Source organism: Pseudoalteromonas sp. T1lg88 (genome assembly GCF_002964765.1).
Lineage (GTDB): Bacteria > Pseudomonadota > Gammaproteobacteria > Enterobacterales > Alteromonadaceae > Pseudoalteromonas.
Genome location: NZ_PQCF01000001.1, coordinates 130,345 through 141,752 on the forward strand (window position 1 = coordinate 130,345; position 11,408 = coordinate 141,752).

Here is an 11,408-nt window from a genome sequence, read left to right on the forward strand (position 1 = left end):
CCTAAATTATAGGCATACAATAATATCGGGAATGTTTTTGAACGACCGCAGGTCGGCCCGAAGGCTAGCCCGAAGGGTAAGTGCAGGAATTGCACGCATACAAAAATATCGGGAATATTTTTGAACGACCGCAGGTCGGCCCTGAGGCTAGCCCGAAGGGTAAGTGCAGGGATTGCACGCATACAAAAATATCGGGAATATTTTTGAACGACCGCAGGTCGGCCCTGAGGCTAGCCCGAAGGGTAAGTGCAGGGATTGCACGCATAAAAAAACCCCAGCCAATCGGCTAGGGTTATCAAAAGTGGTACCAGTGGGCGGACTTGAACAGGCCTATCAACCCATTGTTATAAAATAAAAATAAACCCGATAACAACAATCTATACCACTATTTGTACTACTAAAATTCTTTATCATCCTAGCTTTTCTTGAGGCCCTTTGATGCACACCAGAGAAGGCTATTATCAGAGGGGATATGTAGCATAGAAAACATGCTACTTATCAATCGCTCTAGGCCGCTTAGTGCCAATAGCGGACCTTCATACGTAACTCGTTTCTGCCCCACAATGAGTTAACATAAATGCTCTAAGGGTGATTTTGAGCGAAATGGAAATTCTATTGAAATGGACCAGCGTTCTGATCGGTTCTTGCCGCAGTTCTGATCAAAATGGACCACGTTTCTGTTGAAAAATTGCAGTCTTAAAGTGAGCTTAGATGTATATAGAAAGAGGTTCTATGACTGGGTTATTTTTATAACGCTACTTGGAATATACGGAGATAAAATTATTTGTACTTTTTGCTATGACCTATATTGCAAAAAACATTGCAATATAGGTCATTCGAGCCAATTCGGGGTCGTGATACACGACTTTTAATTTTTAGCACGTCAATCACGTGCTAAAAAGGCATTTTAAACAGCCCACATTACAATAAATTAGTTTCGAATTAGAGGGTTTCACGGTCAACAGTATACCGCAGCGGTATACTTGAGTAGGAAAAAAGAACAACTCCTCAAAAGCCTATCTTGAACAATTCTTAATCATGCACTATGACTGATAGATATTCTAATTTTCATTGAATAATTAGGGAAGCTTATGAGATTGCTCTAAGTGCTATGAAGCAGATAGTAAAAAGCCCAAGAACTAAGTCTCAGGCTCGCTACTAAATCTTTCTTGGCGGAACGGATTTAGTAGTAAGTCTAGCCCCCTTCTTGCGCCTGTCAAATTGCTTCCCTTAAAAATTTTATCTTCGCTGTGAGGAGAAAAAGCCATGACCTAATTGACTGCGTATTCACGTTTTCAGGCGCAGAAATAAAAACCCCGAATGTGGTGGTGAGACCACATCCGGAGCCGCTTGATAAACAAGCTTGTCGAATATATCACCCGACAAGCTAATCATCATTATCAGACCTTGCTTTGTCAAGGTTTGCGGCTGCGCCTTTGTTTAACCCAGACAAAGGACCAACATTATGATTGCTCCATTTATGTTACGAGAAGTCGTTCGACTGCTCAGTTCTAAGATCACACTTTCCTTCCGCCGTATCGAGGATATGACCGGCTGCCCCCACCAAACGGTGGGTTGCATTAACAAGCGTTTTATTGATTCGGGTTTGTCACTAGAAGATGTTGAAAAATTGAATGACGAGGGGTTACAGCTTGCCTTTTATCCTAAGCTTAAAAGCAAACCTTCGATGATACCTCAGCCCGACTTCGAGGCCATTATCAAGGAGTGCCTTACGAAGCATAAGAGCCGCAAAAGCATTATGCTGATGTACATACAGTACAAAGCTATGTTCGGTAAAAAAGGTTATGAGCGGGCCCAGTTCTACAAGCGAGTTCGAGAGGTACTGAAAGCTCATCGGATTGTGCTGAAGCACCTCTATGTTCCCGGTGAAATTCTCTTTATCGACTTTGCCGGGCTGACCCTTCAATACCGTTACGGTGGGAAGGAGATCAAGTTATACGTCTTTGTCGCCTGTCTCGGATATTCAAAACGCCTCTTTGCGTTTGCTACACGGGATATGACTTCTGTCAGCTGGTGCCAGGCCTTGTACCGGGCGTTTGAATACTACGGCGGCGTGCCGGATGTGGTTCAGTTCGACAATGCCAAGGCAATGGTCATTACACCCGGACAACTCGCATTATTCAACAAGGACATTCGTGAGCTCGCGAGTTATTGCAACTGCCTGTGCGATACCTCCCGTGTCGGGACACCGCCTGACAACGGGGCCGTTGAAAGCAGCGTGAAATTCGTCACGCAGCGGGTGTTGGTTCCGATGAAAAGGGACCTGACGTTTTTCTCCATTGAGGAAGTAAACCGTTACCTCATTGCCGAGGTGGATAAATTAAACCACCTTCCCATCCAGCAAAGAGATCTCTCCAGAAACGAGCTGTTCTTTACAAATGAGCAGCAGGCCTTGGCAGCTTTACCTCTTATCCCTTATGAGCCGACCCTGTATCGCAAGGAAATCCAGGTTCCGGCAAACTACCTGGTCAGGTATCAGGGCAACGAGTATTCGGTTCCGTTTGAATTGGCTCACAAGCGGATTGAAATGAAGGTGAAAGGCGGCAAGCTCTATATCCTTCACCAGAACCAAGTTCGTGCTTCTCATAATGTGGTTGACGGGCGAGACAATGTGGTGCGCGTCGATGAACACTTGAAGCCGGAGCACAAGGCTGAGCTTAGCAAAACCAAGGACAACTATCTGGCATGGGCAAGAACTGTCGGCCAGTCGGCGGTTTCTGTTGTCGAGCTGCAATACGCCGGTTTGAAGAACCCAAGTTCGCGGCTGGCCGGGAAATATTGTCACCGGCTCCAGAAGCTGTGCCGCAAATACGGCAACGAGGTATTCGAACAGGCCTGCTTATATGCGATTACCCATTCGATGTCTTCCCCCAATGACATTGAATTGATACTCAAGGCCAAGCCGTTTTCAGGTCCGGAGTCTGAGTCTACGCCGCCGGTTGACCATGCCAATATCCGCGGTCCTCGTTATTACGGAGGGACTGACCATGAACAATGAACTGCTGTTTAAAAGGTGCAAAGAGATACGCCTGGATGCCTTTCCTGAGGCGATTGCGTTTCAGCAGGCGCATTCCGAATACGACGAGTATCCCTTTGAAAGCCGCTTACTGGAGCTGCTGGAAAGCCAGGCAGCACGTAATAAGGCCAAAAAGGTGGTGCGCCTGCAAAAGCAAGCCAAATTGCGTTTTCCGGATGTGTACCTTGAAGACATAGAATATGAGTTCTACCCGAGCCTGAAAGTGAACCAGTTAAAGCAACTGGCAAGCGGCGACTGGATACGGGAGCGGCGGCACCTGCTCATCATAGGTGCAACGGGCCTAGGTAAAACGAATATAGCCTGTGTGCTCGCTCAGGCGGCCATGGCGCAGGAACTTTCGGTCATATTCTACCGGTTGGCCTATCTGTTACTGGAGCTGGTCGCAGCGCAAAACGAAGGCAAGCTTGCCAATTTGATGAAAAAGCTGAACAAGATGGATCTGCTCATTATTGACGATTGGGGCAATGCCCTGATGGACAAGGATGAGCGCCACCTCCTGTTCGAGTTGATAGAAAGTCGGGATAAGAAAGGCTCTTTGCTCATTACCTCGCAATACCCCGTCGAGGTCTGGCATGACACATTCCAGGATGCGACGCTGGCAGACTCCGTACTGGACCGGATTGTCCATAACAGCCACAAGATTGAACTGAAAGGGAAATCAATCAGGGAGTTGTTAAGCCTAAGAGGTGAGCGTCATGATTGAGCTGACAGATATGAAAATCCTCACCGATGATGCGTATCTCAGCCAGGTGTTTGCATATTACCAGCAAACCCTAGCATCGGACACACATAGGCAAGCTTGGCTATACCAGCTGGGAGTTACTTCTAAAATATGTCGATTGCACCACATCGGACTGTGCGATCGCTCTCTGGGAAAGCAGCTGGACCCTGATGATCTTCAGTTCAGGGGCTGTATGCAGCGCTTGGGGTTATTCAAACCGACGGGCCACGAACTCTTTCGAGGTTGCATTGTGGTGCCAGCATACAACCCCCATGGCCTTATTGTGGCAGCTTACGGAGTGCGGTATGCGAAGTATTTAGGCCCTGGGAGGCCAAGGCATCTTGTCTGGTATCGCGGAGGTGCATATACAGAGGAAATTGCTTTTCCTGAGCCTGTGGAGGTACTGAGCCATGTTAATTAAACCTACTCCTTCGGACATAAACGCGTGCTGCGCTTATTACATCGAACTGTGTCGCACGAAAGGACAAAGTGAAAATACGGTTCAAGGAAAAGTCGTGTGCTTAGGGTATTTTCAAACGTGGTGCGTGCAGAACAACATCACAAATCTGCTCGATATAACGGTTGATGTATTGGAAAGCTATCAGCAGTCCTTAAGCGAGCACCGTAAGTACAACAGCGACGAGCACCTGAGTCGCGGCACATGTCGATTCAGGCTTACCGTCGTAAAGGTGTTCTTGCGCTGGATGTTCAATAAGGAGGTTATTCCAGACAACGGTTTTGAAAAATTTGAACTCCCTCGTCTTGGTAGAAGATTACCAAAACCGGTGTTGAGCCAAAACGAAGTACAGCAAGTTTTGGATCAATGCACAGTTTACGGTCTGCGTGGAATTAGGGATCGAGCCATTATGGAAGTCTATTATGCAGCTGGGATACGCCGAGCAGAGCTTGGGAGTCTCTCGTTGTCAGATATCGACTTTGGTCAACAGCAGCTCCGAATCAACCAAGGTAAGGGTTTTAAAGACAGATATGTGCCAGTGGCGAAACGAGCATTGCAATGGGTCTATCAGTATATCTGTGATGTGCGCCCTAAGTTCGCGACGATGGAATCAGGGGATACATTATTTTTGGCTAATAACGGAAAACCTTTCAGGCCTAATCAGCTCTCGGAATTAGTCTCTAAGTACATCAAGCTGGCTGATGTGGGTAAAACAGGTTCTTGCAATCAGTATCGTCATGCCGCGGCAACGCATATGGTCGACAACGGGGCGGATATCCGGCATGTTCAAGAGTTCCTGGGGCATGCCGATCTTTCCACTACCCAGGTCTATGTCCACGTCAGCATGGCCAAGTTGCAGGAGGTGTATAGGAAAACGCACCCGGCTGCTCAGCTAAAGTAACCGTTGGTTTTGAAATAATTGAATCAAATTCCTCAATGGAACCTTTGCTTTCTTCCATGGGGTTAGTGCATTATGTTGATAATACAAAGACTTTTCACCAACTTGAGCAGCAAGGGCGTTGATGATTGCTATCGTAGAAATAACTAGGCAGATGAAGCAAGGACAAACAGCTCCTTTTCTATGTACTGCGGATGATGGGAATCAGTATATTGTTAAAGGAGCCAGAGCAACATCAAAAGGCTTGGTAAAAGAATGGATAGCCGCACATCTTTGCAGAGCCTTTGGACTACCAATACCTGATTTCAAGCTGGCATATGTTGATGATGCTTTAGTTGAATATGGATACGATGACTTAGGTAGCGGGATGTGTTTTGCCTCTCAGTTCGTACCCAACATTCAGGATATCCCTTATGCAAAACTGGGGGCTGTCTCCCAAAAAACGCTCAGAGATTTGTACCTTTTTGACTTTTGGATAAAAAATGACGATAGGTGCCTAACTGAGTTAGGAGGAAACCCCAACTTGTTTCTTGATCCAGTTTCAAACGAGCTAATTGTTCTCGATCATAACCTGGCTTTCGACAGTTCCTTTAATTTAGAAAACCATGCTTCACTTCATGTAGGACGTGCAGCTTGGTTTGCAACTCAATTTGAGTTATTCGGTCAAACAGAATATGAAGAGCAGCTAGAAAACGCTTATGAGCATTTGGCGGAGGCTGTCGATTCAATCCCTGACGAGTGGCTAGAAAACTACTCTTTGGATAGCATTAAGCAAGAAATCATCGTAGTATTAGAGCAATTTCGAACAACAAATTTTTGGGAGGCGCTGAGATGAAACAACTATGCACATACGCGATTGTACGTTTTATGCCGTTCAGCGAAACTCAAGAATTCGCGAACGTAGGTATTCTTCTCGTTGCACCTAAGACAGGTTACGTAAGCTACAAGCTTGCTCCAAAATCTTTCGCTCGAATTACACACTTTTTTGATGACTTGGAAGGCAATATATATCGTTGTGCTATGAGTAACTTTGAACAAGAGCTTATTCGAGTTAAGGAAATTAGCTCAGGGTTCACTGGTCATAAACAAGTTAAAATTATTGAAGAAGTGACTCGGTTACGCGAGGGCATTGTTAGTTTTAGCGATATGCGAGCTCTTCTTCATGAAGATCCTCAAGAGGCTCTGCAAGAGTTATATGAAAGGTATATTGCTCGTAACTTTATTACTAAGCAATATAGAGAGCAGCAGATGGTCAAAGCTTTGCGGCAGGATTTACGCAAGCATATTTCTAATGTTCATTATACGAAGCAAAAATTGCATGCAGACTATAATGTTCAAGTCGAATTGCCATTTGTCACGAAAGATTGTCACGTCACAAAAGCAATTAAACCTCTTTCTTTCAGTCAAGATAAGCCACTAAGCTTAATTGAACATGGAGAGCAATGGATTAATCGTATAAAGAGGTTAATCAAAGCAAATAGTATAAAACCACACAATATGCTGTTCGCTATTGAAAAGCCTAAATCTAAAAAAGATGAAATGGTTAATGCATTTGGTGAAGTGAAGGAAGAAATGGAAAGCTTGGACATACGCATTGCTTTATTTGAAGAAAAGCACAAGATATTTGAGTTTGCTTCAGATTTAGATAATGGTGAATTCAGACTTTCATGATGTAACGTAAGAATGATGAAAGCAGCTTAACAGCTGCTTTTTTTTATGTCTTTTTACCCGACAGATCCATATGAACGGTCGGATCTACGATCCAACCTTGGGTCGATTCCTGCAAGCTGATCCGTTTATACAGGCGCCACTAAATTCACAAAACTACAACCGTTATAGTTATGTGCTCAATAATCCATTAAGTTATATAGATCCGACAGGTTACTTCTTCAGTGGACTAAAGAAATTGGCTAAAAAGTTAAATCGTTGGAGAAGACAGAGCCATCGATATGACTATGCTTATCAAGAATACAAAGCGACTTCGAATGCGGCTTTAAGGGTTCATTTTGGAATTCATAGGACATTATCAAAAAATGTATCGTTTGTAAGAAATGTTGACCATTACATAGCAACGCATCGTTGGGCCCAAACTGGAGCGTTGGCTATAGCGACGTATTATGGCGGGGCGTATGGTTCAGCGATGGCATCATCACATATTGCTTATACACAAGGTGCTAGTATTGCTGACATTCGTATGGCGGGACAAAACGCTTTTGCTAGTGCTTATATGTTTCAGAGTATCAATAATTACTATGCTGATACATGGACAATGGGTCGAGTTGGGTTGACAGCTACAGCGGGTGGAATAACATCTGAACTTTATGGTGGTAAATTTATCGATGGCTTTATGTACGCTGGAATTCCTGCATTAGCAAGATATGGATATGCTGAAATAAGTAGAGCCTATAATCCTAGCGGTAAGCCCCATATTTGGGTAAATGATAAAAGTGATGTAGGGAAACAATATACTCAAAATGAGTTAAATCTTATTGCTGCGGGTCAGTTAGATGTATCGTGGCAATACGACCAGTCAAACTTTATGAAAACTGTAGGGCGACTACCTTACTTTGATTCGTTTGCAGAGTTCCATGATGGATTACATAGTGTACCATTTAGCTGGCCAACGAATGATTTTGCTCTGTATATTACTATGCCACCATCGTATTTGATTACCATACTAGCAGCCGCTCAGCCTTTGACTCATTTATATTTAAGAGAAAAATATTTAGCAGGGGGAAGACAATGATAAAAGGGGTTACTTTAGTAAGTGTATTTTTAATTACAAGTACTCTAATTGGGTGTGCAAATGGACATACGGATTATATTGATTTTGAAAATAGTATGATCGGTAAAGAAATGCCATATACAAAGCCATTTGTATTTGAGAATGCAGGAAAGTTAGTTAGAGCTGACTTTGTGATTGGTGGTCAAGGATTAACACATATTACAAAGGGCACAGACGGAAACCTCATATACCATATAAGCGATCAGGAAGTTTTACCCAATGTTCAAAAGAAAGAATGGGTTGGAAAGTGCTTAATATATTATGTAGTTGACGCTGAAACAAACATTATCAAAAGTTGGGGTTTTGATGAAGGAGGGAATCCCCTAAGTTGTAGGACTTGGCCTTAAGTGACAGGAAAGAGTAATTGATTTGATTTCAACTCACTCTGCGTTTTACTTGATTTAGTTTGGGAGCAACCTAAGCCAAGCAAACGAAAGCCAGCGGGAGCTGGTTTTCGTTTTTCTGGTCATTTCAAAGTTCAGTAAATATTCTGTTAGAAATTTCTCACGAGGACTTTCCTGCAAGCTTCAAAAAAGTCCACGAATTGAGAACTTGGCAAGGTATCGCAAATTAAAAATAGATTTGTATAACATTGCCTTAAAAGCTATTTAATTAACTTAACCATATGAACGGTCGGGTGTACGATTATAACCTCGGGCGGTTTATGAGTGTGGATCCGGTTATTCAGAGTCCAGTTAATAGTCAGTCGATTAACCCCTATTCGTATATTATGAATAACCCTCTTTCTGGAACTGACCCTACAGGCTACTGTGCCGCTGCAACTGGCACACGAATAAAAGACTGCGGTGATATTAAAGTTGAAGTCAAAGTCACCATGAAAGATGGCTCAGTCAAAACTGGCACAAAAGTAGTTAAGGATGTGAACTTCAAAAATGGTGCTGATGTCAGCTCTGCGATGAGTGCGGGGGCAAAATCTGCTCTAGGTAATTTACAGTCTGTGGATATAGGCGCACCATCGACAACTGCAAAAAGAACAGGCGGTGTTGCAGGTGGGTATATTGATCAACAAAGCGCAGCTAGAAACCAAAGGCTTGATGACTATGGGGTTGATATTGATGGTGATGTTGCTGCACTTAACGGCTCAGGTGATCAGGGGCTAACAGCAATGACTTACTCCAATTTGTATGTGGGTAAGCATGATACTGAAGCCTTGTTAGCAGGAAAGTTAACTCAAGCCGATTTATACAACAGAGCAGAGATGTATGCCACGGCAGCGAGTTTTGTTCCTATTACTCAAGGAGTTAAAATTGGCTATGGAGTGTATAAGGCTAGATATTTCTTTGAGGGATCATATTTTAGTAAGAAGGTTATGCGTCAGATGAAAAATGTTGATGACCTAGGGCATGGCTTTCCGCAAAAAATAGATCCTTGGGCAACTCGTTTTGGCAGGTGGTCAAAAGAAAAAGGCGGCGATGGTAAAATGTATGAGTGGCTTCGTATGAAAGGAAAGTATAAAGGTAAAGAAGGAACCTTTGAGTTTATTAAGAAACAAAACGGTGAGATAGACCATAGATTTTTTAACTTTAATAATTGGAAGGTGGATTAATGTGACGGTATCAAATATTGATATTTTTCTTCAGAAATATGGTTTTCCGTTATCTCAATTGATTCCAGGAAAAAAAGAAACCGCTTTAAATAGGGATAGTGCTAAAAAGTTTTTAGAACTATTAAAAACGGAACGTATAGAGGTGCTTGGCGGGGATGTTCTAGTTAGGGTTAATAAAAGTATTGGGTATTGCCATCAAGTTTGGGGTAGCAAATACCACTTCCTTTCATGGAGTGATGAAGACGAATGTGACGGGGGCTATGAATTAGCTCTAAAACATATTGAACAAGCATATACTCTTTCAAAGTCCTTGGGCGGAGAGGTTTTCTTCTCATTCGTTTATTAGGAGTTCAGTGGTAAGTTTTTAAAGTTCACGTGCTGGTTTGGTCGCCTCTTGCTTTTTCCTGTTTATTGCCGAACAAAAAGCGATCAAGTGCGCAGCTAATCCCAGTAGAGCTGCGCACTTGCTAGCAGCAGGCTGTACAATCTGTGTCAGTGCAGCCAAATACAGCTTTATTTTTGCATCTGGCTACAGGCTGAATGAGGTGGTCCATTCCCCGCAGACGGGTGGTCGAAACTGAGCAGAACCCCGGTCCAAAGTAAGTAGAACCGTGGTCCGGAGCGTGCGGATTTTCCACGAAAAGCTAACGTTCATGCTTCCACCTAAATTACTGTTTATATATCCATAATCATTGAGTTTCTTCCATAGTCAAGAAAACGACCCATTGGGTCGTTTTTGTCTTATCCACGTTTAGAGCAATGTAATGTAACTTCAATGCTGGTAAGTACTTCCTAAATTTGCTATCAATGGTCTAAGGACAAAAACGAGACAGGTTGCGGCAGAAAAACGACCCAATCGCTCGATATTAAATTGTTATATGCCACGAGGGATATGTGAAAATTCAAAATATTGTTAAATATTCAGCTATTTCAGTGGTAATGATTACTGGTTTAATTGCAGTACTGTTTTTCAATTATCCGGTTAGCCACAATGCAACATTTAAAAACGATGAAATAATTACACTTTTCATTTACCAAAGTGGCGTTATAAAAAACAAGATAGAGTTTCCACCTAATAGTAAAGAACACGCCATATTAAATAATTGGCTTTCAAGTAATAGCGCTGGTTGGAGTCATGATATAAATTCATATACTCCATCGTTTTATATATCTTCAAAAGGTATATCTATTAACTTAAAGAATGGGTTTTCTGTAATTAATTACGCCCAGTATTCAAAAGATAGGCATACTCAAATTATTAAAAATATGGATAATAGCCGGATAATTAAAGAGCTCATTGAAATTGACATATAACAAGGCGTTTAAAGAAATCGGACACCGTAATGCTTGCTCGGTTCCGCTTCGCTTCACATTTTAGCAAGCATTACTAAGCCGTTTAACGCGGCGTTATGCGTACAGAGAAATCAGGTGTCGAATTCTAACAATGACTAAATTTGATAAATTGATGAAGGTATACCAAGAGTTAATGGTGGAATTTGAGGAACTTGATAGTGACTTGATCACTAATATTCTCAATAGTTGGTCAACCTCCTTTGAGCAAATGGAACGATACCTTGAGAATAAACAAATCCGAAAATCGCAAATGAACTCAGGTTTACAGCAAGGTTTAAAGGAGTTGCCTGATTTGTTATCAGATCTTCCTGATAAAGAACGTGAAATAGCCTTGCTGAAGCTGTACCAAGTCATGGATAACAATATTCCTGATTTTTATTAAAGTACGCATAACAAGCGGTTTATGGATGGGACTCGTACAGGCTTGCTCGGGTTCGTTGCTCACCAGTTTAGCAAGCCAATACTCGCCCCATAACCGGGCGTTATGTAGAGGACTTACCCAAAAAAAGTAGACACCTTCTATAGTTAGAAAAAGAGGTGTCTCATGACTAAAAAGAAAAGAACCCAGG

At 42.7% G+C, this 11,408-nt stretch carries 10 protein-coding genes and 1 pseudogene; all 11 read left to right on the forward strand.

From position 1 onward, the window contains the following. Positions 1-1,465 precede the first annotated feature (1,465 nt). Positions 1,466-3,019, forward strand: a complete 1,554-nt coding sequence (locus C2M34_RS00570) for a Mu transposase domain-containing protein (RefSeq protein WP_105257791.1) — start codon at positions 1,466-1,468, stop codon at positions 3,017-3,019. Further along, positions 3,009-3,761, forward strand: coding sequence for an IS21-like element helper ATPase IstB (istB, locus tag C2M34_RS00575; protein WP_158681371.1), 753 nt, complete (start codon positions 3,009-3,011; stop codon positions 3,759-3,761). The genes C2M34_RS00570 and istB overlap by 11 nt, the downstream gene beginning before the upstream one ends. Positions 3,762-4,189: 428 nt before the next feature. Beyond that, positions 4,190-5,137 carry a tyrosine-type recombinase/integrase gene (locus tag C2M34_RS00585; RefSeq protein ID WP_105257794.1) on the forward strand — a complete coding sequence of 316 codons (948 nt, stop codon included), beginning with the start codon at positions 4,190-4,192 and terminating at the stop codon, positions 5,135-5,137. A 121-nt stretch (positions 5,138-5,258) separates the two neighbouring features. Continuing rightward, positions 5,259-5,969 (forward strand): HipA family kinase, encoded by a 711-nt coding sequence (locus tag C2M34_RS00590; protein WP_199878758.1) that lies wholly within the window; start codon positions 5,259-5,261, stop codon positions 5,967-5,969. Next, complete coding sequence (locus C2M34_RS00595) at positions 5,966-6,805, forward strand: DUF3037 domain-containing protein (protein WP_105257795.1); 840 nt, start codon at positions 5,966-5,968, stop codon at positions 6,803-6,805. Before C2M34_RS00590 ends, C2M34_RS00595 begins: the two co-directional genes overlap by 4 nt. 70 nt (positions 6,806-6,875) lie before the next feature. After that, entirely contained in the window at positions 6,876-7,880 is a 1,005-nt protein-coding gene (locus tag C2M34_RS00600) for an RHS repeat-associated core domain-containing protein (RefSeq protein WP_105257796.1), read from the forward strand. Further along, entirely contained in the window at positions 7,877-8,266 is a 390-nt protein-coding gene (locus tag C2M34_RS00605; protein ID WP_105257797.1) for a hypothetical protein, read from the forward strand. The genes C2M34_RS00600 and C2M34_RS00605 overlap by 4 nt, the downstream gene beginning before the upstream one ends. 269 nt (positions 8,267-8,535) lie before the next feature. Beyond that, positions 8,536-8,688, forward strand: a pseudogene (locus C2M34_RS16060) (RHS repeat-associated core domain-containing protein); the annotation flags it as partial. A 799-nt stretch (positions 8,689-9,487) separates the two neighbouring features. Beyond that, entirely contained in the window at positions 9,488-9,832 is a 345-nt protein-coding gene (locus C2M34_RS00615; RefSeq protein ID WP_105257799.1) for a hypothetical protein, read from the forward strand. Between the two features lie 548 nt (positions 9,833-10,380). Next, positions 10,381-10,800, forward strand: coding sequence for a hypothetical protein (locus C2M34_RS00620; protein ID WP_105257800.1), 420 nt, complete (start codon positions 10,381-10,383; stop codon positions 10,798-10,800). Between the two features lie 130 nt (positions 10,801-10,930). Continuing rightward, positions 10,931-11,221 carry a hypothetical protein gene (locus C2M34_RS00625; RefSeq protein WP_105257801.1) on the forward strand — a complete coding sequence of 97 codons (291 nt, stop codon included), beginning with the start codon at positions 10,931-10,933 and terminating at the stop codon, positions 11,219-11,221. Positions 11,222-11,408 lie beyond the last annotated feature (187 nt).

Coding starts and splice junctions, on each gene's coding strand:
- C2M34_RS00570 (WP_105257791.1), top strand. CDS start 1,466: ATGATTGCTCCATTTATGTTACGAGAAGTCGTTCGACTGCTCAGTTCT.
- istB (WP_158681371.1), top strand. CDS start 3,009: ATGAACAATGAACTGCTGTTTAAAAGGTGCAAAGAGATACGCCTGGAT.
- C2M34_RS00585 (WP_105257794.1), top strand. CDS start 4,190: ATGTTAATTAAACCTACTCCTTCGGACATAAACGCGTGCTGCGCTTAT.
- C2M34_RS00590 (WP_199878758.1), top strand. CDS start 5,259: ATGATTGCTATCGTAGAAATAACTAGGCAGATGAAGCAAGGACAAACA.
- C2M34_RS00595 (WP_105257795.1), top strand. CDS start 5,966: ATGAAACAACTATGCACATACGCGATTGTACGTTTTATGCCGTTCAGC.
- C2M34_RS00600 (WP_105257796.1), top strand. CDS start 6,876: ATGAACGGTCGGATCTACGATCCAACCTTGGGTCGATTCCTGCAAGCT.
- C2M34_RS00605 (WP_105257797.1), top strand. CDS start 7,877: ATGATAAAAGGGGTTACTTTAGTAAGTGTATTTTTAATTACAAGTACT.
- C2M34_RS00625 (WP_105257801.1), top strand. CDS start 10,931: ATGACTAAATTTGATAAATTGATGAAGGTATACCAAGAGTTAATGGTG.